The following is a 23,394-nucleotide window of genomic DNA, read 5'->3' on the forward strand; positions in this document are numbered from 1 at the left end:
CCTTTGGCCGTGAAAATTGTCTATCCTGCCAATTATGCATTGTTACTCCTTGCGGGCATCTTTGGCTTTTTGGGCTGCCAGACGCTGTTGAACCCGTTTTTTCACTAACTCGCTGACCTGACCACTTAACTGTAGGCTGGTGATCATTGCCGGTAAATTCTCTTCTAAATTAATACTGAAATTCACAGCCCGGCCTTTTTCAAAATCCGGGTTATTGCCTTCCAGTTTAAGCGCCAGTAACAACTGGCCTTCTTTGCTGTAACTGACTCCGGCTGACAGCACTGAAAAATGAAAATTCTGTAGTGCCTGCATTACAATCTTCATGCCCTGATTCGATGCGGCCATAGCCTGAGCTTTTTGCGACTGATAGGCAATTTTGCCACCAGGCTCCAAAGCCGCCACAGAGCCCTGGGCCACAGTCAGCTTGCCTTGTTCTATGCTCAGAGGCAAAGTACCAGATATAGTTCCTTGCCCTGTCATATCGGCGCTGGGGTGCTGCTTCAGCAGCTCTGCCAACTGTAATTTATCGAGTTGCAGCAATACTTTAGCATCTTTACTTAAATCGATCTGCTGCTGGGTGCCTCTGACCTGTCCGCCAAATAAAGCCAGTTGCAGCTGCTTCAGGTCTAACTTACCTTTGAACCAATCCGGCGCTTTTGTTTTGTACACCGCATTCAATTCCAAAGGCCCCATCACCAGACCATGGTTAATCTGTTGTAGCTTTAGATCCCCAGTCTGAACTGTCCAGGCCGCACCTTCGCTGAACAACTTTAGTTTGGTGGTTAAACCGGTAAATACAGTTCTGTCGTAAATACCGCTTAAATCCCGAAGCACCAGTTCTGTTTGCTGCTTGGTCAGCGCCATGCTGCCAAGGTCAAACTCCAACTGACCTTTGCCTGACGCTTTGCCTTTTTGCAACGTCAGCAGTTCAGGCCAAAAAGGTCCAATTTGCAGCGGGTTACCGGCCAGAAAAAACAGCTCTGGTAAGGTCCAACTGGCACTGACTTTTTGCTCTGCCATTTGTATTTTATGATCAAGTGCCAAAGATAAACTGTTCGCTAACCGACCTTCGATTTGTGCTTGTTGCTGTTGATACAAAACAGTGCCGGCCCAATTCCAGTCCAGCGTTTTGAGCAAAGGATGCTGCAGCTGCTTCACTTCAAGTTTCAGATCGCTTTTCAGCTGCGCATTCACCAACTGCGTTGGGTCCAATTCCAGCTGCAATGAGCTTGCATTCAGCACCAACTGCTGTACCTGCAAATCAGGTTGCTGATAACTGGTGGTTAGTTGCAAAGGTTCGGTAGCTTCAAATTGCAGCAGGTTGTTTTGCCAGACGGCTCGACCGCTTAGCTTTAACATTAAGTCAGAGAGTTGATACTGCTGCCAATTGAGCTTGCTGCTTAAAAGGCTCAGTTCAAACTGTGGAATTTGCAGTTGTTCGGCTGTTGGTGTGATCAAGGCTTTGAGCGCCAGCTTTGCATCGCCGACACCTTCAATAAATACGGCTTGTTGATTCGCCAGTTGTAATTGTATCTGTTGGCTTTGTTCGCTGTAGGTTAAAGCGCCAGTGAGCAGGCAGTCGGTATTTTCAGTGTTGTTGCTGAGCTTAGTGTTTAAACGGGCACAAGGCAGCGAGACTTCTATCTGTTCGAACGTCAAAACCTTTGGTAACCAAAGCGGTAAGGTGGGTACTGAAGGCGCAGCTTCTTGTTCTGTTTCGGTGGATGCGGCCAGCTGTATATCCAATTGGGCTTTTAGGGATTTAGCTTTTACCAAATCCAAAGGCCAGGGCCAGCCCGTCCAGCCGAGCTCTAATTGTTCCAGTTGCACCTGCTGATGACCAGAAAACGGCAATTGTAAGGACAACTGTTCAACGCGCGCCGAGCCCCATGACAATTCAAGTCCTTGCCACTTTGGACTCAATTGAGTCCACCAAAATTGCAACTGAATAAAAGCAAATACGCTGCCTGCCAGCAGCAATAACAGCAGGTTCCATTTTAACCAGGATGTCGATTTTTTCGTGCCAGAAACAGGCTTAGTCACTTCGTATCCTCTTTGCTTGTCAGAACTATAAGCCAGACAGGCTGAATTATGAATGAATTCAGGCCCCTGGTCTGGCGCTAAACAGTGCCGGAAACCAGTGCTATTGAGCCGCTTCTGGCCGCATTGTATCGTTTTGTTACACAGTTGTATCTTTGTAAGCCAAAAGAAACGTGTTTTAATCGGGCCATCAACAAGGAGGAACCTATGAACAAATCTAAACTGGCAATAGCCATAGCTTTTGCCGTAACTTTAGCCGCTTGTGGCACTCAGACTCATACAAACTTACCCGCTGGCGTGAAATTAATTGACCAGTCAAAACCCCAGCAAGGCATTCATATTCCCTATAAAAAGTATCAGTTGGACAATGGTTTAACTGTTATTGTTCATGAAGATAACTCAGATCCGCTGGTGCATGTAGACGTCACCTACCATGTAGGTTCAGCCCGTGAAGAGTTAGGTAAATCAGGTTTTGCTCACTTCTTTGAACATATGATGTTTCAGGGTTCTGAAAACGTCGGTGACGAACAACACTTCAAAATTATCACCGAAGCTGGTGGTACCTTAAACGGCACGACCAACTCAGACCGCACCAACTACTTCGAAACAGTGCCGGTGAATCAGGTTGAAAAAATGCTCTGGTTAGAAGCTGACCGCATGGGCTTTTTACTGGACGCTGTCACAGAGAAGAAGTTTGAAGTTCAGCGTGAAACTGTGAAAAACGAACGGGGTCAGCGGGTGGACAACCAACCGTACGGCCGTTTAAATGAACGTGTATCTCAGGCATTGTATCCGGACGGCCACCCTTACTCCTGGCCTGTTATTGGTTATATGGACGATTTAAACCGCGCTAACGTCAATGACGTAAAAGCCTTTTTCCTGCGCTGGTATGGTCCAAATAACGCTACTTTAACAGTAGGTGGTGCTGTCAAAGCCGAAGATATTCTGCCTCTGGTGCAAAAGTATTTTGGCTCTATTCCACGTGGTCCTGAAGTGACGGATGCAACCAAGTCCTTCGTCAAACTGCCGGAAACCCGTTACATTTCGATGGAAGACAATGTGCATTTGCCACTGATCTACATCACCTATCCAACAGTCTACGCCACCCATAAAGACGAAGCCGCATTGGATATTTTGTCGGAAATTTTAGGCGGCGGTAACAACTCACTGCTTTATAAAAATCTGGTGAAAAACCAGCTGGCTGTGCAAGCCGCGGTATCGCACCCATGCCGTGAGCTGGCTTGTGAGTTTTCTTTATATGCACTGCCTCATCCGGCTTCAGGCAAAACTCTGGCCGATATCGAACAAGTAATCCGTGCCAGCCTGACCGAATTTGAACAACGTGGCGTGACAGACGACGATTTACTGAAAGTAAAAGCCAAGATGGAAGCCAGCAGCATTTTTGGTCTGCAAAGTGTATCCGGCAAAGTCAGCCAGTTAGCTGCCAGTCAGACCTTCCAGGGCAAACCCGATACTATTGCTGATGATATAGCCCGTTATAACGCCGTAACCAAAGAAGATGTAATGCGGGTGTACAACAGCTACATTAAAAATCAAAACTCTGTGGTGATGAGTGTGGTGCCAAAAGGTCAGAAACAACTGATTGCCAAAGCAGACAATTTCACGCCGGTACAACACGACTTTGGTGGCCCCTCAAAAACCAAAGCTGAAGATTTACAGGTACGTAAAGCAACAGATAACTTTGACCGCAGCAAACAACCTATGGCGGGTATAAACCCTGCTGTTGAATTGCCAGCCACCTGGACCATGGATTTAGGTAATGGCATTAAGGTGTTAGGCAGCCAAAGTACAGAAACGCCTACGACTTCGTTATTGCTGAAAATCCCTGTAGGCAGCTATTACGAAACGGCTGATAAAGCTGGCGTATCTGCCTTACTTGCAGCCATTCTGAATGAAAGCACGCAAAACTACAGCACAGAACAAATGAGTCTGGAACTGGAAAAGCTGGGCAGCACCATCAGCATCAGTTCAGGCGACAGTTACATTGATGTCTTTGTATCCAGCTTAAGCAAAAATCTGCCACAAACCTTAAAGCTGCTGGAAGAAAAGTTACGCAGCCCAGGTTTTAAAGCGGAAGACTTCAGCCGCCTGCAGCAACAAACCCTGCAAGGTATTCAACACAACGCAACGAGCCCGGCTTATATAGCAGCGACGGCCTACAACAAAATGATGTTTGATGGCAGCATTGCGGCTTTACCTAACGAAGGCACGCTGGAGTCTGTCAGCAAATTAACCCTGGATGATGTGAAAAACTGGTATCAGACCTACTTTAAACCAGCAGGTGGTCAGCTGATTGTGGTGTCCGATTTAGCCCAGGACAAAGTAGCAGCAGAGCTGAAAACTCAGTTGGCTGACTGGCAAGGCAAAGGCCCGACTGTGCAGGTGAATACAGGCAATATGAAAGCTAAGCCTGGCACTATTTATCTGCTGGATAAACCTGATGCACCACAGTCTGAAATTCGCATTGGTAAGCGTTCACTGACCCAGGACATTACTGGTGAGTTTTATCAGGCAAGCCTGATGAACTTCGTGTTAGGTGGCACTTTTAACAGCCGTATTAACCTGAATTTGCGTGAAGACAAAGGTTACACCTACGGCGCCCGCGCCAGCTTCATTGCTGACAAGTTTGCAGGTACTTACACCGCGTCTGCAGCAGTGCGTGCTGATGCCACAGCTGATTCTATCCGTCAATTTATCAATGAACTGGATACCTTCCAGCAAAAAGGCATTGCGGATGATGAGCTGGCCTTTATGCGTCAGGCCATTAATCAGTCAGATGCGCTGAAATACGAAACGCCAAATGCCAAGTTAGGTTTTATGGCGCAAATTCTGGAATTTAACTTAACGCCGGATTTTGTGCGTGAACGTAATCAGATTGTGTCTGGTATCAGTAAAGAGCAAATTAACGCGCTGGCAGCTAAGCACTTAAATACCAAAGAAATGACAATTCTGGTGGTGGGCGACGCAAAAAGCTTAACGCCTGAACTGGAAAAACTGGGTTATCCGGTGGAAAAAATCAGCCTGTAATGCAATAGGCCTCTGCTTATCTTTGTAAAGCCATCTTCGGGTGGCTTTGTTTTTTACCCAACAAGAGTGATCTGCCCTCACTCCCCTGGTCCTTAACATTTTTGTTATTTGGTTACAAATTTACCTCATTTATCCATAGGTGAAAGCGTTTTTGCTCGCTACACTATAGCTGCCGATTTTTTGCGCCTTTTCTGCTGTTTAAAACAAAGGTAAACAATGAAATTAGACAAACTGGTTGATGCCAACAGGGAAGCAACAGCTTCTTTTTCTTAAATTTTTATTAATTTATGACTAATCGTCACAATTTATAAAAAAACGTGGCACACTAGCCTGCCCGCTGAATGTGAGTAAGTAATGTGTAAGATCAGAAGAGTTAATCTGATCTTTGCACTCACAATGGATCTAATCCGAAAGTGCAGTGAAGTCGTATTGCCAATGCTGAAACTTTTGGGTCCTTATTAACTTTTTAATCTGGTTACTGTTATGAAAAGATTTAAATCCATATTGTTTGCCGTTCTTGGCCTGATCTGTGTGTTTATGGTGCTTGCAGGGGTCAAAGGTGGCCAGATTGCAGCCATGATCGAATCAGGCGAAACTTTTGTGCCTCCTCCAGAATATGTCAGTACTTTTAGTGTTGAACAACAAAGCTGGCCTAATACTTACAATGCTATAGGCACAGTGCTGGCAGACGAAGGTATTGTCGTTGCTGCTGAAGTACCAGGCCGGGTGAAAAAAATTAGCTTCAGCAATGGCCAGCAAGTCACAGCGGGCACTGTGCTGATTGAGCAGGACGTGACCAACGAACAAGCTCAGTTGCGCTCAGCCGAAGCCAGTCTGAAACTGGCAAAAACCAGTTACGATCGCTTAGTGCAGTTACGCCGCACCAATATTGCCACTCAAAGTGAATTAGACAACGCCAAACAACAACTCGACAGCGCCTCTGCTCAGGTAGACAACTTAAAAGCTACTTTACAGAAAAAAGTCATTCGCGCACCTTTTGATGGCCGTATTGGTATTCGCCAGGTCGACTTAGGTACTGATTTGCAGGCGGGTACAGCCATAGTGTCACTGCAAGCCACCAACAAAGTACGGGTGAATTTCCCTGTACCGCAAAACTGGCTGACTCAAATCACTAAAGGTTTACCTGTTGAAGTGTCAGTAGGTGATGGCGCAGTCATAGTCAAAGGTGAAATCAGTGCTATTGGCGCCGAAATTAATACCAACACCCGTAATGTGATAGTGCAGTCGATTTTAGATAACAGCACTGACGTGTTAATCCCTGGTATGGCGGTATCAACCACTGTGACGTTAACGGACCCACATCAATTATTAGTGGTACCAAGCACAGCCGTTATTTACGCTCCTTTTGGTGACACTGTGTTTGTGGTGGAAAAAGATGACAAAGGCGGCTTAAAAGCCCGCCAGCAGTTTGTCCGCTTAGGCAAAGCCCGTGGTGATTTTGTTGAAGTGATTGATGGCTTAAAAGCCGGTGATCAAGTGGTGAGCGCAGGTGCATTTAAGCTGTTTAATGGCCAGGCTGTGGTGCTGAGCAAAACTCAACCACCAGAATTTAAAGCTGCGCCAACACCAGCTGATACCTGATTTGCGATAGCCGAACCGCAATCATTGATCACCAGCCATTAAGAATGAGCAGATTATGAATTTTACCGATATTTTTATTAAAAAGCCTGTGCTGGCCATAGTGGTCAGCCTGCTGATATTGCTGGCTGGTTTCCAGTCGATGAGCAATATGACGGTACGACAGTACCCACGTTCAGATATAGCTGTGATAAGAATTACCACAGCCTACATAGGTGCCAACGCTGATTTAGTGCGTGGTTTTATTACCACTCCTATAGAGCGTGCTATAGCCTCAGCTGGTGGTATCGACTACATCGAATCGCAGAGCACTATGGGCGTATCAACAGTGATAGCGCATTTGCATCTGAACTATGACCCGCTCAAAGCGATGACAGAAATCAGTGCTAAGGTGAATCAGGTACGGGGTGATTTACCCCCTGAAGCCGAAGTACCTGCTATTGCCATCGAAGCCGCCGACAGTCAGTTTGCCGCTGCTTACTTAAGTTTTAGCTCAGATATTCTGGAGCAAAACCAGATCACTGAGTTTTTAACCCGCTCAGTGCAGCCTCGTTTAATTGCCATTAGTGGTGTGCAAAAAGCCGATATTCTCGGTGGCCGTACCTTCGCAATGCGGGTTTGGCTCAAACCAGAACGTATGGCGGCTTTAGGTATTACCGCTTCAGACGTGCGCACAGCGCTGACCGATAACAATATTCAGGCCACTATAGGTCAGACCCGGGGTGCTTACACTCAGGTGAATTTACGCGCTAACACTGATATGAAAGGTGTGGACGAGTTTAAGCGCATGATTTTACGCCAGAATGGCGAAGGTATTGTGCGTTTGTCTGATGTCGCAGATGTGGTTTTAGGCGCTGATGATTACAACACTGACGTGAACTACTCAGGCGAAACCGCAGTATTTATGGGTGTTTTTGTTGCGCCTAACGCCAACTCTCTGGACGTGATTAAAGCCGTCACTAAAGAGATGGAGCTGATTAAAGCTGACCTGCCCAGTGGCTTAACAGGGGAAGTGTCTTACGACGCTACTAAATACATTGAAGCAGCTATTGATGATGTCGTAAAAACGCTTGGCGAAACCTTACTGATCATCATAGTGGTCATATTCCTGTTTTTAGGTTTCAGCCGTTCAGTGCTTATTCCTATTATCGCCATACCGCTGTCATTGATTGGCGCCATGTTTATTATGAAAGTCTTTGGCTTCTCATTAAACCTGCTGACCTTGTTGTCGATAGTGTTGTCTGTAGGTCTGGTGGTGGATGACGCCATTGTTATGGTGGAAAACATTGAACGTCATATTCAAAACGGCCTGAAGCCATTCAAAGCAGCATTAGTCGCTGCCCGCGAATTGGGTGGCCCTATTATTGCGATGACAGTAACGCTGATTTCGGTTTATGTGCCTATAGGTTTACAAGGGGGTTTAACCGGTACTTTGTTCCGCGAATTTGCTATTACGCTGGCAGGTGCCGTGGCTATTTCCGCCATAGTCGCTATTACGCTGTCGCCTATGATGGCATCGCGTATGTTAAAACCTCATACCAGCTTAAAAGCTCCACTGGACGGTATTTTCACCCGCTTCCAGCACTTTTACAGCCGTAAACTGGAAAGCAGTTTAAATAACAGATCCGGTGTTTATGTGTTCTGGATTGGCATCATGCTGCTCTGTGTGCCTTTGTACAGCATGTCACCCAAAGAACTGGCGCCAGTGGAAGATCAGGGCGTTATCTTTGGTATTGTTGACTCACCAGCCAATGCGACAGTCGATCAGTCGTCTTATTACGGCAAATACGTCAACGAAGCCTTTATGTCAGTGCCAGAAACTGACTTTACCTTCCAGATCACCTTCCCTACCGGTGGTTTTGGCGGCATGGTCACCAAACCCTGGTCAGAACGTGAACGCACAGTGTTTGAAGTGATGCCGGAAGTACAGCAAAAGCTGGCGCAAATTTCAGGGGTACGGATTTTACCTATTACTCCTCCTTCATTGCCTGGTGGTGGTAATTTCCCGGTTGAGTTTGTGATTGCTTCTACCGCTGAATCTAAAGAGATTTATGACTATGCATTGAAACTGGAAAAAGTGATGCGTGAAAGCGGCATATTCCCGTTCCAGGTCATTGATATGAAAGTGGATCAGCCAGAGTATCAGCTGAATATCGACCGCGACAAAGTGGCAGATTTAGGCCTGAATATGCGTGACGTAGTGCAGGACTTAGGCACTTTGTTAGGCGGTGGTTACGTCAATCGCTTTAACATGTCAGGCCAAAGCTACAAAGTAGTGCCACAAGTGAAACGTATAGAGCGTTTAACGCCTGATGATTTAACCAACCTCTATATCAAAGGTCCGCAGGATCAGATGATACGGGTCGATCAAATCGCCAGCCTGACGCACAGCACAGTGCCACGCAGTATCAACCGTATGCAGCAACTAAATGCAGTGAAAATCAGTGGTGTGACTATTAAACCCCTGGATGAAACTTTAACCTTCCTCGAAACTGAAGCGAAAAAGTTACTGCCAAGTAGTTATTCTATTGATTACACAGGTGAATCCCGTCAGTTAAAACGTGAAGGCAATACCTTCCTGCCGGCCTTTACTCTGGCCGTGACTATGATTTTCCTGGTGCTGGCGGCTCAATACAACAGCTTCCGTGACCCTATCGTTATTTTGTTAGGTTCGGTGCCTCTGGCTCTGTTTGGTGCGCTGGTCTTTACCTTCCTGAAAATCCCGGCGCCTATGCCATTTTTCACCGACGGTTTTACCAGTACGCTCAATATCTATTCGCAGGTGGGGTTAGTCACACTGATAGGTTTGATTGCGCGTAACGGTATTCTGGTGGTGGAATTTGCTAATAAGCTGCAGGAACAAGGCAAATCCAAGCTGGACGCCATTCGTGAAGCTTCAGTGTTGCGTTTACGCCCTGTGATGATGACCAGTATCGCGACTATTGCAGGTCACACTCCGCTGATCTTTGCCGAAGGTGCAGGCGCTGCGGCCCGTAACTCTATAGGTATAGTCTTAGTGCTGGGCATGACCATTGGTACTCTGATGACTCTCTTTGTCTTACCTTCTGTCTATATGCTGATCGCAAAAGATCACAGCCATGACAAAGTGATGGATGAAGACGATGATCAAGAAGAAGACCATCAGGTAAAACCAGCCTGATTGAGAATGCTTTAACGAAGGGCTAACGCAAGTTAGCCCTTTTTTATTAAGATAACAGCGATTCAAATTCTTGTGGTGATACAGCTTTTGACCATAAGTACCCCTGAGCGCAACTACAACCTGCCTGCTGCAGTAATACCAGGCTTTGATTGTCTTCCACCCCTTCAGCCACTGTATGCAAACCTAAGCTGGTTGCCAGTTGAATAATACCGTTCACCAAGGCCAGATCTTTGTCGTTTTGCCGGATACGGGCAACAAAGGAGCGGTCTATTTTTAAACTGCTCAGGCTAAATTGGCTTAAATACCCCAGGTTCGAATAGCCAGTGCCAAAATCATCAATAGCAAAACGTACGCCCAAAGCTGACAGCTGATCAATTTGCTGTTTTACTAAAGCCGTGTCATCAATCAGTACGGATTCGGTCAGTTCCAACTCCAGTAAATGTGCAGCCAGGCCTGTATCATTGAGTACTTGTGTGACGACTTTTGGTAAGTCAGCTTGCTTAAACTGCATAGCTGAAATGTTAACAGCAATACCTAAAGCAAAACCCGACTTTTGCCATACCATAGCCTGAGCACAAGCGCGCTGCAGTACAAACAAACCAAGCTCCTGAATTAAACCCGTTTCCTCAGCAAGCGGTATAAACACATCGGGCGGAATGACACCTAACTCTGCGTCAGTCCAGCGTAATAAAGCCTCAGCGCCACTGATGGTATTGGTTTTTAAGTCATAAGTCGGCTGATAAGCCACTGTAAAAAGCTGCTGCTTGACCGCAACACGCAAACGCATCATCAGGTTAAATTTGTCCAGCTGTTGCTGCTCCATTTCAGAGTGATACCAGCAAAACCTGTTACGCCCCATCTTCTTCGCCTGATACATTGCTGTATCTGCCTTTTTGCATAGCAAGTGAAAATCTGTACCATCCGCAGGTGACAAGGTGACACCAATAGAAGCCGACAGCTGAATTTTATGCTGCTGCACTAAAAACTCCTGCTGACAGCTTTGCAATAAATTGCAGATACGTTGTTCCAGTTGTGCCGAATCTTGCCACTGGCTTAAAATCACCACAAATTCATCGCCACCAAAGCGACTAAGAACATCCTGCTCTGATAATTGCTGTTGTAACAAAGAAGCCAGCTTTTGCAGTACTTCATCACCAGCCTGATGCCCAAGTGCATCATTAATAGGTTTGAAGTTATCCAAATCAATAAATAACAAAGCCACGGACTGCTGTGAGCTATTGGCAATGGCACGTCGAAAACCAAGTTCACATTGAGTTCTGTTCACTAATCCGGTTAGCGGATCATGCTGAGCCAAGCGTTGAATTTCCAGTTGAGAGGCCACAACCCGTTCGTTTTCTTGTTTTAACTGCAGCAACACATCTTTGGTATCACGGGCTATCAGCCGCATGGTTAAACCACTGACCAACAACAAAATATTTAAGGTGATAAAAGAGTTGAAAGTGGGTTTTGGCTGGCTAAACTCCAGCCAGCCATACAAAGTGGCTAAAGCCAGAGTGGAACAAAACAGCAGAATAAAACCAAATAACAGTATGTAAAAACGCCGGCCACTGTACATAGCGGCATAAGCCAGCACCAGCGGATACCCAAGCAGCATCAAGTCAAAAATACCCAGGTTGATACTGATCAGACTGCTGATCATTAACGTCAGCAGACACAATAAAGATCCTGTAGCAAAACGAATTTTACCTTGCTGTAATAGCAAAAGCGTAGAGACCAAAGCTACTGCGGCTACTAACAAAATAGCCGTAGACAAAGGTCCAGAGAACAAAGCACCACACAGAACAGCCACAAGGCATATCCAGACCACTTGTTTTAGCCGCTTCAATCGCACGCCTGTGACTAAGGTGCCATCAGAACCTGCTGAAAATTCAAATAAGGTCCGCTGCTTCATATCCTGCCTTGTTTCTGCATTTCCAACACCATACCGTTTCGGAAAACGATAAAACCTGCAACACCAGGATCAATAGTCAGAATACCAGACTGCTAACAAATTAATACAGTCAAGGTGGAGATAATTTGATATGAAACTCGATTTTACTGTGGCCAGTGCGGGCCCTGTTCCAGCGTTTTGCAGCTTATAAAAACAAAAAAACACCGGAACTAAGTCCGGTGTTTTACTGACAACAGGGGTTTTACATGCTGTAGCGGAAACCTAAAGCAAAAGTCCGGCTATAAATGGAGGAGCCGAAGTTATGAGTATCAGGATACTCGTAATAACTCTGGAAGACTTCATTGGTCAGGTTGGTTGCGTCAAAGGTTAACATCAGATTGTCTGTGACATCAAAGCTGACCTGAAAGTCCATACTTTTCTCTGGGTTACGATAGACACCCAGCGGATTAGCAAACAAAGCGGCTTCATAGTTATTCAGGAAATCTTCGCGCCAGACATAAGACAAGCGCATGTCAAAACGCTCTTTTTCATAGGCCAGCACCACGCTGTAAGACGAATCCGACACACCAAATAAAGGTGTGGTTGTGGTACCTGTCACTTCACCAGCTGTATTAGTAATAGGTATATCCTGCGAAGAATCCAGCGCTGTATAACTGGCTTGCACCCCCATACCGTCCAGCACTTCAGGTAACTCTTTAGGGAAATATACAAAACCCAGCTCATACCCTTTTAACTCACCATTTGACGCGTTATCAGGTTGTGTCAGGATAAAATCGTACGGATCACCATCATTATTCACATGAGTAACACGACGGCGGAAATCGACAACAAAACCTTCGATATCCCGTTTAAATAAGGCACCATAAATAGCATTACCTTCGTCAAAGTACCATTCCAGCGACAGATCATAGTTTTTGGATTCTGTAGGTTTCAGGTTCGGATTACCGCCCCCTGCTGTGCCGTATCCTATGTTGGTGACATCTTCCACATAAGTGATGGTCGGGTTTAACTGCGCAAAACCTGGCTGGCGGATAGTTTCACCATAGCTGACGCGGGCTATTAAATCGTCAGTGATCCCATAACGTAGCATAAAACTTGGCAATAACTTATCGCTGCTGGCCGAAGCTGAATTACCACCAAACTCCATATCTGTATCAACTGAGACATAACGCAAACCAAACTGGCCGTCGACAATATGACCAGCTACTTCAGTTTCATAATCAGCCTGGGCATACACAGCTGTGGTTGCTTCATTGACGTTAAAATTCTCAATCAACATCAGCGCTGAACCTGTGTCCAGACCTGCATTCACTTCAGTGTTATACAGATCGCGGAACATTTCTGCGTTATCTCTGATGTAATAACCATTAGGTGTTAACCAGGACGTCGGCACATCAGATTCACCATCAAAGAAACCCTTATTAATGCTTAACAAACCAGGATAAGTGGCTAACTGACAAGCTGCAGTGCCTGAATTACAAACCGGAGCATCCTGAATACGCTGAGATTCAGAAGCTTTACGATCATCATAACGGGCACCAAAACTAACTTTTTTCAGGAAACCTTCGTCAATGCTGTAATCCGCATCGGCGGTCCAGGTTAAAGCATCCCCTTCATTGGCATTGGCGTTGTCATACAGCTGAGCCATATTCCATTGATTTGGATCGGTTAAATCTGTCGCAGGGCCAAAACTAAAAGCCGGTAAACCGCCACCCGAATTAAAATCAACAGTCACACTGTCGGCAACCCTGTCGGTACGCATCGCAAAAAATGAGCTTTCAAACTCGCTTTTTTGATACACCACTTCAGACTTCAGTTGCAGATGATCGGTTAAATCCCATTTACCGCCTAACGCATAGACATAACTGTCGGTCTGACCTGTCGACAAATCGCCACTGGTGAACATATAAGGTGCGTTCACAGTGCGGGATTTAATAATATTTGTGCCATCAAAGGTTTGAATACTATCAACAGCTTCTGGTGTTAAGCTGCCCCACCAGTCGACAAAAGAGAACAACAGCGAGTTGTACGACTCGTTGCGATAGCCGTTATAAAAGGCTTCAAACAGGTATTCAGATTTATCATCAGGCGCAAACTGCAACGCAATATTGGCAGCAGGACGTTCACGTTTACCGGTAAAATCACTGGCAAAAATAGCGTCTCGGGATAGCAGATAACCATACTGCTGGCCATTGACAGGTAAAGTGGAGCCAGCAGCAAAAGGTAAACCCGCTTCCAGACCTGGTTGCCATACCTCCTGACCGCCAATTTGAGTATCTATGCGCTGAAACGGAGCAAAACCCGGCGGTGGATTAGCATCAAAAAACGGCACCATAGCGCCGGCTGTCACGCTTTGATCGCGGTAATTGGTTTCGGCATAAGACAGGTTCACTAAAGCGCCAAAGTCACCACCTGAAAGATCCCAGCGATTACTGGCTAAAGCACTGACATTCGGGTCAGTTTTGTCAGCTTTATCCTGATGAATACCACGACCTGCAATGACAAACTTGCTGCCATCAAAATCAAAAGGCCTTTGGGTATGAATATCAATCTGACCGGCAATACCGGTTTCAATTAATTTAGCAGAGCGGGTTTTGTAAGTATCGACGCGATTTAATAAACTGGCCGGAATATCAGCCAATGCAACTGAACGGCCTGAAGCGGTAAAAATATTACGGCCGTTGATCGTCGTGGTGACGTCGTTTAAACCACGAATAGAGACTGTATTGACTTCACCTGCTCCCCGGTCTGTGACCTGAACACCGGATAAACGCTGTAAGGCTTCAACCACGTTATTGTCAGGAAACTTACCTATATCCTCGGCGACTATCGAGTCGACGATTTGTAAATTCTCTTTTTTCAGATCCATAGATTTGGCTAAGCTGCCACGGATCCCTTTGACTTCAATAATTTCTACACTTGTTGGTTTATTCTCTTCTTGCGCTGCAGTAACTGGCTGGCTTAACAGAACAATAGCCATAGACACCGCACTGCTTAAGACGGATCGCTTAAACATGAGCTTCTTCTCCCCTTGTCGTGGTTTTATTACACCTTCCCGGCCAAAACACAGCAGACCTTCGAGGCATTTTTCTTATCATTTCTCAAATCATGCTATTGTATGATTAATAGACTGTCAACTAATGAACTAAGAAATATTCAGCACCACTGATGAATACCTAAAACGGAAAATCTCTTTAGCCTCACAGCTCCATTTGCACCTATATCAACTACAACCTATAGTCTTAGCTGCCCGCCAGTCACTGAACACTCAGAATTGATCAGGGCAAATGAATCAGTTATGCAAAAAACAGCTTTTGATCAGTAACATCCGAAACACCAACTGGAGAAATCATGAGTATTGTTAATCCGCAAATTACCGACGCAGTGACCCAAACTAATACCACTGTTCTGAGCAATGCCCCCTCTCAGGCGATAGCAACCTTGTACCAGCTCAGCGCTCATGCTTTGGGTCTCGCCATGCATAACGCAGTCAGCAATCAGCAAAACCTGAATCAGCTGAATCCGGCTATTGTGGCTCAGGCTGTGAAGTTGCTGAAAAGCTAAGCAAGGACTAACACACTATGAGTACCACAACACAAGATACCCACTCAGATCCGGAGCATATTGCAGCTCAAATCGATGCAGCCTATCAGCATCTGATCCAGGCTAATCCTCAGCTTGCCAAAGGTGCAGTTAGGTTAATGGCTCATCAGACGGCAGCATTAATGCTGGAAGATATGCGTTCGTTTCTGCAGGGTAGTGAACAAATGCTGTTGCTGGCTTTGGCCAAAGCAGCACAACTGGCCACCCAGGAAAAAACAGCTGAGCAGGGCAAAGTTGCGTTAACTTCAATCACAGAAGCCCTACAGGGCTTAACTTTGTTTGCCCGGGAAATATCTTCTGCAGCAAGCTCTGTCGCCACAGTCTTTGATGAGCAGACAACCACTAAACAAGCTAAAACAGCCAGCTCAGGCTCATAACCAAATCAAACAGCAGTGCTGACCGCCTATGCCGTCAGCGCATCGTCATAAAAGGAAAGCTAAAATGGCAGAAACAGTAAACAGCCAAGTGACTGACGCAGTGACCCAAAGTAATGTCAAAGTTGTAGCCGAAGCTCCGGCCATGGCTATGGGGACTTTGTATCAAAGCTTGGCGCACTCAACAGGGATCATGTATGAAAATGCGGTGAATAACCAAAACCAGCAAAACATTCTGGCACAGGCCGCAACGACTCAGGGTGTCATGCAGATTTATAGTGTGGACACTATTGCTGATGCAACAGCTGTAGCCAAAATGCAGGATGTCTCTAAAAGCTAATGCTGCACAACTCAGGCCACAGAAAGCTGTGGCCTGAAGATTTCACCTGATATGTCAGTTTTGCAACGATTTATCCCGTATCGCTTTAAACTCTTTTCCTGGCAACCAATTAGGCCAGTTTTGGCTATTCGCCACCTCTAAACCCACCTGATAAAACAGGAATAAATCCTGCTGTGAACCCCGTAAATCCCAGTTCGGATCAAATTCGTCGTTCACTTTATGGTAGTAATCTGTGACATAGTTTTTACGTTGTTGTAAGCCCCAGTCTTTGCCATTGGCTACGCTGTCGATACCACCGCGGGCATACAACATAGGCACACCTTTTTTCGCCAGATTAAAGTGGTCTGAACGGTAATAAAAACCATCCTGTGGTGTAGGTTCTGGTGCTATGTAGCGGTTTTGCGCTTTGGCATATTTGGCCAGAATGGGTTCCAGCTCTGAGCTGCCATAACCAAATACCATCACATCACGCATTGGGCCGTAGACATTCATAATGTCCATATTGATACCGGCCACAGTTTTATTGACCGGAAACAGTGGATGTTCGGCATACCAACGTGAACCTAACAAACCCCGCTCTTCAGCTGTGACCGCCACAAAAGCGATGGAACGCTCTGGTGCCGGGCCTTGTTTAAACTTCTCAGCCAGCGCTAATAAACCAGCAATACCACCGGCATTATCCTGAGCACCGTTAAAAATTTTGTCATCGCTGCGGCTGAAATCCAGACCAAAGTGGTCCCAATGCGCCATGTAAATCACAGCTTCATCCGGCTTTTTGCTGCCAGGAATAAAACCAATCACGTTGTTGGAGTCTATTTCACGTAAGTTGTTTTTAATGCTGATACTGGCTTTGGCATGCAGTGGTATCGCCTTAAAATCAGGCTTTAAGGCTTTGGCTTTCATCTCTTTTAAGCTACTGCCATTGGCGGCAAATAAACGCTCGGCCGCATCCAAAGATAACCAGCCTTCCACCTGAGCTTTGTGCATGTTTTTATTGGCATCAGCCAGTTCAAAACGAATTGGGCTGGTGCCAGCGACCACATTCCAGCCATAACTGGCAGCTTCGGTTTCATGCACTATCAACAGCATAGCTGCGCCCTGTCGGGCCGCTTCTTCGTATTTGTAAGTCCAGCGACCGTAATAGGTCATGGCATTGCCGGTGAACAGGGCTGGATCCTGAGTGGCAAAACCCGGATCGTTCACCAGCACTACGACCGTTTTGCCTTTTACATCTAAATCTTTGTAATCGTTCCAGTTGTATTCAGGCGCTACTATGCCGTAACCGGCAAATACCATCTCGCTATTCTCAAGCTTAATTTCAGGCACCATACGGGTCGACCAGGCCATCATATCGGTTTTGTACACCAGCGTAGCAGCCGTTTTATCACCGGTTAAAGTCATGCTGGAGACAGCCACAGGGTCAATTTGTACCACTGGCACAGCCTGACGGTAACTGCCGTCTTTGTAAGCTGTTAAGCCTAAACGTTTAAATTCAGTTTCAAGGTAAGCGACAGTGCGCTTTTCACCCTCGGTGGCAGGAGCCCGGCCCTGCATTTCATCCGACGCTACTTTTTCAAAATAGCGGGAAAAATTGGCGTTAAAGTCGGTTTGAACCAAAGGTTTATCAGCAGCATGCACTGCAAATACAGAGGTCAGAGCGACAACGCTCCATATCTTCTTCATGTTATATTCCTTAAAAACAGGTCTGTTCATAGGCCAATAAAAATAAGACAAAACAGCAATTCTGCCCTGAGATCAGCAAATCAATAGCATATTAGGCAGGCGGGCCTAAAATAGTTTATTCACAACTAAATGCAGTTAAATCGAGCTGTTTTTCATGCTCTCCGTCATAGTCTGTATGCTCTATCATCAATAAATTCTCTTTCTGGTAAAACCTGAATTCCCCCAGCCAATCCAGTTTGGCTATTGGATGCAGCGTATAGAAACCATAGTTATCACGGCAAATGTAAGAAAAATAATGATAGGACTTGCCCATAGCGCCAGCATCAGCGGTATACACATAAATATTGCCATTTTCACGGTGAAATTGCGCGGTGGAGCCCAAAAGCAGATAGAAAAAACACACCAAAGTAAGCATAAAGCTATGGAGAGCACCAACTATGATCACAGGTATTTTTAGGTAGTTAAACACTGAGGGAGCATCTGCTTTAAGTAGCAGTTTTAAACCTGCCAGAGTAAGCAGCAACTTCACCGGGATCAGATAAACACTAATCTGATGCATCAAGAAGGGACTGTTCCAGCCCAGACCCAGCGCATTGCCCAGAAACAAGCTTTCAAGCAATGGTAAAATAACGAGCAGGCAAGGGATCAAAAGTGATTTTTTCATTAAATATCAATCGACGTCCGTGTTTGTGACCTTACTTCAATAAGAAAAGCACTCATCAAAATGGGGCCAGATCATATTCTAAAGATCTGCCCCATTTTTAATTTACTTCACAGCTAACGAAGCATCACGTATAGCGCGGAACTCGCGGCCTTCAAACCAGTTTGGCCACTGCTCTGAGTTGGCAAGCTCGTTACCTACCTGATAGAACACATTCATGTCCTGCTGCACACCACGTAAATCCCAGCTGTCGTTAAATTCGTCAGCGGCTTTATGGTAACAGCAGACGTTGTAATCTTTCTTCTGGGCAGCGCCCCACTCTTTACCATGTTCAAAACTGTCGATGCCACCTTTAGCGTACAACATAGGCACACCTACTTTGGCCAGATTGAAGTGGTCTGAGCGGTAGAACGAACCATGCTCTGGACTTGGCTCAGGCGCCACATAACGGCCCTGCTGTTCAGTGTATTTAGTTAATAAACTTTCCAGCTCTGAGTTGTTATGGCCAACCACTACCATATCTTTCATCGGACCATAGACGTTCATCACGTCCATATTGATACCGGCGACAGTTTTTTGCAGCGGAAATACCGGATGAGCGGCATACCAGGCTGAACCTAATAACCCACGCTCTTCAGCTGTCACAGCAAGGAAAGCCACTGAACGTTTTGGTTTAGGTTGTTTGGCAAAATGTTCGGCTAAAGCAATCACCGCAGCGGTACCGCTGGCGTTGTCTTGTGCACCGTTAAAAACTTTGTCTTTTGGATTAGAGAAATCCACACCCAGGTGATCCCAGTGGCCCATATAAAGCACCACTTCGTCCGGTTTTTCTGAACCTTCGATATACCCCATCACGTTGTTTGATGTCAGTTCACTGATATTGTTTTTCACTGAAACCGAAGCTTTTAAACCCATAGGCACAGGGGCAAAATCTTTGCTCAGCGCTTTTTGGCGCATAGTTTCAATGTCAGTGCCCATAGAGGCAAACAATTGCTGCGCCGACTCAGTAGTCAGCCAGCCTTCTACTTTGGATCTGTCCATATTTTTATTAGGATTAATCAGATCAAACTTAGTAGGTGAACCACCAGCTATCACCTGCCAGCCATAAGAAGCAGGTTCAGTTTCGTGGATAATCAAGGCCATAGCAGCGCCCTGACGGGCCGCTTCTTCGTATTTATAAGTCCAGCGACCGTAATAAGTCATGGCATTGCCGGTAAAGAGGTTTGGATCCTTAGTGGCGAACCCCGGATCGTTAACAAACATCACCACGGTTTTGCCTTTTACATCCAAACCTTCGTAGTCGTTCCAGTCGTATTCTGGCGCTACTATGCCGTAACCGACAAAGACTAACTCGCTGTCTTTGACTTCAACCTGTTCCGTCACTTGCGTGGTCCAGGCCATCATTTGTTCTTTGTATTTCAGTTCAGCATTGAGCTTGTCGCCAGACAGTTTCAGGCCAGACACTTCTTTAGGGTCAATACGCACTAAAGACACAGGCTGCAGGTAACTGTCGCCATTAATACCTTTGAGGCCAATACGTTTAAATTGCTCTGAAATGTAATTAATAGTTTTTTCTTCGCCTGGCGTTGCAGGCATACGGCCCTGAAATTCATCAGACGCCAGAGTTTTTAAGTAGTCTTTGTAGGCTGAGTTAAACTCAGTACCAACCAAAGCTGTGGCGGCTTTGGCAGGTTCAACTGCTGCGGTGCTGGCTGTTTGTTCCTGTTCAGCTGGTTTAGAACAAGCTGTTAAGGTTAAAGCGGCCATCACGGTCAGCGTTGTGGCTGAAAACCAAAATTGTGGCTTCATAACACTCCCGATTTATTATTGTTTTGTATGTAGATATAAACTGACTCTTCGATACTAACCAAGCTAGCTGCGACTGACCAGAGCAGTTATCGCAACTTTTGCCCCATTAGCGGTGATTTCGCTGTTAATTGGATGATTTATCAGCACCCCAGTTGGCTTTTGGTAAAGCAACAGCTTTGCTTAAGTCAAAATCAACCCGAAATTCACGGCCTTCGCGGGTTAAGCGGTAGCTGAAACTTTCATTAGGGTATAAGTACATATGCCAGGTATTGCCGACTGATTGTGGTGTTTTGGTTTTGATAAAGAGGTTTTTTGAATAATCATCTGCCGGAAAACTCTGAGCTTCAGCCCAGCCTGGTGTAGAAGTATGGCCACCGTACAGAGTAGACTCATCATCTGTGCCATCTTCATGCTTATGTTGGTGCTGCAGCTGCAGGCCAGTGTCGGTTTTGGTAATAATCCAGGTGCGGGAGCGGTTTTCACCAACGACAAAAGGCACCTGAATTTGTGTGTCGTTGCAATCGCGCACATGCATCACCATATCGCCACTAAAAGCCGGGCTTGGTTGGTTATCCACTGTAGTTTTGCCAGCGAAAGCTTTACCACAAAGGGCTTTTAACTGGTCAAAAAATTGCAGTTGTGCCGGGCTTGGTGCAGCAGAAACAGAGCATGAAACAAGACTTACAGTAATAGTAGCGGTGATAGAAAAGGCGTTGATAAATAATGTTTTTTTAGTTATTTGCATCCGTGGACTCCTTTTTTTCGTCACCGCACTATACCTTTATTAAATGCTCTAACGCAAAAGGGCGCGGCTACTCAGGAAAACTTATGCAAAATTTAATAGACGCTAAATTACTGATGAAAGTATTTAGCAAAGTAGAACAACAAGGGGTGGCAGTGGACACCACTTTTGGTAAAGGTTTTGAACTGGACGGCATGACTATTGCCAGTGGTTTTGATGGCTACGATTTGTATTTTGTGGCCGATGAAGTGACTGTCACTTTAGGCTTTCACCAGAAATATCATATAGATGCTAAAGACGAAGAGCATATAGACCGCTTTGTCCAGCGTTTAAAGCGGATAGAAGCTAAATAGCCAACAGACTCTTTAAATGGCCTGGTTATGAAAACGTATGCAGGAAAAAAGCCTGACAGAGTGGCTGTGTTAGCATAAGGAAAAACGACATGGAAACAGACGACGATGCAATTTCCTATTTATGCCAAAAGCAGCCCGCTCAAAACATGGCTGTTCAGCGCCTTTGCTTTAGCTGTATTGGCTTCCTGCGGTAAAGCGCCAGTGCAAAACCAAACTCAATCAACTGAAGTAAAAAAAGCGGCAGAACAACCAGCGCCAGCCAAACCACAAGCCGAACAGGCCGCTGGCAAAGTGGTGGTCTATCAGATGTTCACCCGCTTATTCGGCAATACCAACAACACAAATCAGCCCTGGGGCACGATAGAACAAAACGGTGTGGGTAAATTTAACGATATTAACGAAGCTGCACTGAAAGGCATTAAAGAGCTGGGTGCAAGTTATGTTTGGTACACCGGAATTTTGCACCATGCAGTGATTAGAGATTACAGCGCTTATGGCATAAGCCAAGATGACCCGGATGTAGTCAAAGGCCGCGCAGGTTCTCCTTATGCGGTCAAAGACTATTACAGTGTCAACCCGGATTTAGCAGTGGATCCGGCCAAACGACTGCAGGAATTTCAGGCGCTGATAAACCGCACTCATGCCCAGGGTTTAAAGGTCATTATTGATATAGTGCCAAACCATGTGGCACGGCATTATAAATCCTTAGACAAACCTGCCGGCATTGAAGATTTTGGAGCCAATGACGACACCAGCGTTGAATACAAACGTGACAACAACTTCTATTACGTGCCAGGTCAACCGTTTCAGGTACCAGTAGCACAAAACGGTTATCAGGCTTTGGGTGGCGAAGCGCATCCACTGAGCGACGGAAAATTTGACGAAAACCCGGCCAAATGGACAGGCAATGGCTCACGTTTAGCTCAGCCAGATTTTAACGACTGGTATGAAACCGTTAAAGTAAACTACGGTGTTAAACCAGACGGCAGCTACGATTTTGATCGCTTACCTGCCGACTTCGCCGATAAATCAGTGCAAGAACACGCAGCCTTCTGGCAAGGCAAAGACGTGCCTAATTCCTGGCTGAAATTTCGCGATATCGCCTTCTACTGGCTGGATAAAGGCGTAGATGGTTTCCGTTTTGATATGGCTGAAATGGTGCCGGTCGAATTCTGGAGCTTTTTAAACTCCAGCATTAAAACCAAGAATCCAGATGCCTTTTTATTGGCAGAAGTCTATAACCCCACCTTATACCGCGACTATATTCGCCTCGGCAAAATGGATTACCTGTACGACAAAGTGGAAATGTACGACAGCTTAAAGCTGGTGATGCAAGGCAAAGGCAGTACTGATGCTATTGCCAGCGTGCAAAAAGGCATGGCGGATATTGAACACCATATGCTGCACTTTTTAGAAAACCACGACGAGCAACGTATTGCTGCGCCTGAATTTGCCGGTGATGCCAACAAAGCCAAGCCTGCTATGGTGGTGTCGGCTTTGATCAGCAGCTCTCCTACTATGTTGTATTTTGGTCAGGAGGTCGGCGAAGCTGGCGCTTTAGATTCTGGTTTTGGCGACCCAAGCCGCACCACTATTTTTGACTACGCAGGAGTTCCCGCACATCAAAACTGGCTCAATGAAGGAAAATTTGATGGTGGCAAACTAACTCCAGAACAAAAGCAACTGCGGGAGTTTTACACCAAGTTAATGAACTTATCGGCAACTGAAGCTGTATTTAACGGCGCTTACCAAGAGCTGCATACGCTAAACAAAGCCACACAAGGCTACAGCGATAAAACCTACGCCTTTGCCCGTTTTAACGAGAAAACCAAAGTGATAGTCGCCAGTAACTTCGCCACAACGGCCACAAGTTTTGCACTGAAATTGCCTGCAGATTTGCTGCAGCAATGGCAATTGGGTAAAGGCGATTATGGGCTAAAAGACCTGTTGTCTGAACGTAAAGCTTCATTAAAAGTGACAGGCGATACAGCGTCAGTGCAGATTGAACTGGCACCGCTGGAGTCTGTGGTGCTGAAGTTTTAAATTGCTCACTCAGTTGTAAGTGAAAAG

At 45.8% G+C, this 23,394-nt stretch carries 15 protein-coding genes; 8 read left to right on the plus strand and 7 right to left on the minus strand.

Annotation, left to right across the window (positions count from 1 at the left end; all coding sequences use genetic code 11):
* Positions 1-42: 42 nt before the first annotated feature.
* Complete coding sequence (locus tag LSG34_RS20875) at positions 43-2,043, minus strand: YdbH domain-containing protein (protein ID WP_233010391.1); 2,001 nt, start codon at positions 2,041-2,043, stop codon at positions 43-45.
* Positions 2,044-2,247: 204 nt separating this feature from the next.
* Between LSG34_RS20875 and LSG34_RS17450 the strand changes: the two genes are divergently transcribed.
* From LSG34_RS17450 to LSG34_RS17460, 3 genes are all read left to right on the plus strand, one after another.
* Positions 2,248-5,088, plus strand: a complete 2,841-nt coding sequence (locus tag LSG34_RS17450; protein ID WP_233010392.1) for a M16 family metallopeptidase — start codon at positions 2,248-2,250, stop codon at positions 5,086-5,088.
* Positions 5,089-5,571: 483 nt separating this feature from the next.
* Positions 5,572-6,690: an efflux RND transporter periplasmic adaptor subunit gene (locus LSG34_RS17455; RefSeq protein WP_233010393.1), complete on the plus strand. Its 1,119-nt coding sequence runs from the start codon at positions 5,572-5,574 to the stop codon at positions 6,688-6,690.
* Positions 6,691-6,745: 55 nt separating this feature from the next.
* Positions 6,746-9,847, plus strand: a complete 3,102-nt coding sequence (locus tag LSG34_RS17460; protein ID WP_233010394.1) for an efflux RND transporter permease subunit — start codon at positions 6,746-6,748, stop codon at positions 9,845-9,847.
* A 46-nt stretch (positions 9,848-9,893) separates the two neighbouring features.
* Here the strand turns inward: LSG34_RS17460 and LSG34_RS17465 are convergent, their stop codons facing one another.
* A complete protein-coding gene (locus LSG34_RS17465) occupies positions 9,894-11,759 on the minus strand; it encodes a putative bifunctional diguanylate cyclase/phosphodiesterase (RefSeq protein WP_233010395.1) in 1,866 nt (621 codons plus the stop codon).
* 241 nt (positions 11,760-12,000) lie between these two features.
* On the minus strand, positions 12,001-14,775 hold the full coding sequence (locus LSG34_RS17470; RefSeq protein WP_233010396.1) for a TonB-dependent receptor: 2,775 nt from the start codon (positions 14,773-14,775) through the stop codon (positions 12,001-12,003).
* A gap of 335 nt (positions 14,776-15,110) precedes the next feature.
* Between LSG34_RS17470 and LSG34_RS17475 the strand changes: the two genes are divergently transcribed.
* The 3 genes from LSG34_RS17475 (at position 15,111) to LSG34_RS17485 (ending at position 16,076) form a co-directional block, all read left to right on the plus strand.
* Complete coding sequence (locus LSG34_RS17475; RefSeq protein ID WP_233010398.1) at positions 15,111-15,323, plus strand: RebB family R body protein; 213 nt, start codon at positions 15,111-15,113, stop codon at positions 15,321-15,323.
* A 17-nt stretch (positions 15,324-15,340) separates the two neighbouring features.
* Positions 15,341-15,739 (plus strand): hypothetical protein, encoded by a 399-nt coding sequence (locus tag LSG34_RS17480; RefSeq protein ID WP_233010400.1) that lies wholly within the window; start codon positions 15,341-15,343, stop codon positions 15,737-15,739.
* Between the two features lie 64 nt (positions 15,740-15,803).
* Positions 15,804-16,076 (plus strand): RebB family R body protein, encoded by a 273-nt coding sequence (locus tag LSG34_RS17485; RefSeq protein ID WP_233010402.1) that lies wholly within the window; start codon positions 15,804-15,806, stop codon positions 16,074-16,076.
* A 54-nt stretch (positions 16,077-16,130) separates the two neighbouring features.
* Here the strand turns inward: LSG34_RS17485 and LSG34_RS17490 are convergent, their stop codons facing one another.
* The 4 genes from LSG34_RS17490 to LSG34_RS17505 form a co-directional block, all read right to left on the minus strand.
* Positions 16,131-17,759 carry a M28 family metallopeptidase gene (locus LSG34_RS17490; protein ID WP_233010403.1) on the minus strand — a complete coding sequence of 543 codons (1,629 nt, stop codon included), beginning with the start codon at positions 17,757-17,759 and terminating at the stop codon, positions 16,131-16,133.
* 115 nt (positions 17,760-17,874) lie between these two features.
* Complete coding sequence (locus LSG34_RS17495; RefSeq protein WP_233010405.1) at positions 17,875-18,423, minus strand: hypothetical protein; 549 nt, start codon at positions 18,421-18,423, stop codon at positions 17,875-17,877.
* A 102-nt stretch (positions 18,424-18,525) separates the two neighbouring features.
* Positions 18,526-20,229: a M28 family metallopeptidase gene (locus LSG34_RS17500; protein WP_233010406.1), complete on the minus strand. Its 1,704-nt coding sequence runs from the start codon at positions 20,227-20,229 to the stop codon at positions 18,526-18,528.
* 124 nt (positions 20,230-20,353) lie between these two features.
* Complete coding sequence (locus LSG34_RS17505; RefSeq protein WP_233010408.1) at positions 20,354-20,974, minus strand: hypothetical protein; 621 nt, start codon at positions 20,972-20,974, stop codon at positions 20,354-20,356.
* Positions 20,975-21,057: 83 nt separating this feature from the next.
* Between LSG34_RS17505 and LSG34_RS17510 the strand changes: the two genes are divergently transcribed.
* The gene (locus LSG34_RS17510) at positions 21,058-21,324 is read left to right on the plus strand and encodes a DUF3081 family protein (RefSeq protein ID WP_233010409.1); all 267 of its coding nucleotides are present in this window, start codon (positions 21,058-21,060) and stop codon (positions 21,322-21,324) included.
* Between the two features lie 105 nt (positions 21,325-21,429).
* Positions 21,430-23,367: an alpha-amylase family protein gene (locus tag LSG34_RS17515; RefSeq protein WP_233010410.1), complete on the plus strand. Its 1,938-nt coding sequence runs from the start codon at positions 21,430-21,432 to the stop codon at positions 23,365-23,367.
* The last annotated feature ends 27 nt before the right edge of the window (positions 23,368-23,394 follow it).

This window comes from Rheinheimera faecalis, assembly GCF_021290965.1.
GTDB classification, from domain to species: domain Bacteria; phylum Pseudomonadota; class Gammaproteobacteria; order Enterobacterales; family Alteromonadaceae; genus Pararheinheimera; species Pararheinheimera faecalis.

What these genes read in the sequence shown, in the direction of transcription:
- LSG34_RS17505 (WP_233010408.1), bottom strand. Translation starts at nt 20,974, where the DNA reads ATGCAAATAACTAAAAAAACATTATTTATCAACGCCTTTTCTATCACC.
- LSG34_RS17500 (WP_233010406.1), bottom strand. Translation starts at nt 20,229, where the DNA reads ATGAAGCCACAATTTTGGTTTTCAGCCACAACGCTGACCGTGATGGCC.
- LSG34_RS17465 (WP_233010395.1), bottom strand. Translation starts at nt 11,759, where the DNA reads ATGAAGCAGCGGACCTTATTTGAATTTTCAGCAGGTTCTGATGGCACC.
- LSG34_RS17460 (WP_233010394.1), top strand. Translation starts at nt 6,746, where the DNA reads ATGAATTTTACCGATATTTTTATTAAAAAGCCTGTGCTGGCCATAGTG.
- LSG34_RS17475 (WP_233010398.1), top strand. Translation starts at nt 15,111, where the DNA reads ATGAGTATTGTTAATCCGCAAATTACCGACGCAGTGACCCAAACTAAT.
- LSG34_RS17515 (WP_233010410.1), top strand. Translation starts at nt 21,430, where the DNA reads ATGCAATTTCCTATTTATGCCAAAAGCAGCCCGCTCAAAACATGGCTG.
- LSG34_RS17450 (WP_233010392.1), top strand. Translation starts at nt 2,248, where the DNA reads ATGAACAAATCTAAACTGGCAATAGCCATAGCTTTTGCCGTAACTTTA.
- LSG34_RS17455 (WP_233010393.1), top strand. Translation starts at nt 5,572, where the DNA reads ATGAAAAGATTTAAATCCATATTGTTTGCCGTTCTTGGCCTGATCTGT.
- LSG34_RS17480 (WP_233010400.1), top strand. Translation starts at nt 15,341, where the DNA reads ATGAGTACCACAACACAAGATACCCACTCAGATCCGGAGCATATTGCA.
- LSG34_RS17490 (WP_233010403.1), bottom strand. Translation starts at nt 17,759, where the DNA reads ATGAAGAAGATATGGAGCGTTGTCGCTCTGACCTCTGTATTTGCAGTG.
- LSG34_RS17510 (WP_233010409.1), top strand. Translation starts at nt 21,058, where the DNA reads ATGCAAAATTTAATAGACGCTAAATTACTGATGAAAGTATTTAGCAAA.
- LSG34_RS17470 (WP_233010396.1), bottom strand. Translation starts at nt 14,775, where the DNA reads ATGTTTAAGCGATCCGTCTTAAGCAGTGCGGTGTCTATGGCTATTGTT.
- LSG34_RS17485 (WP_233010402.1), top strand. Translation starts at nt 15,804, where the DNA reads ATGGCAGAAACAGTAAACAGCCAAGTGACTGACGCAGTGACCCAAAGT.
- LSG34_RS17495 (WP_233010405.1), bottom strand. Translation starts at nt 18,423, where the DNA reads ATGAAAAAATCACTTTTGATCCCTTGCCTGCTCGTTATTTTACCATTG.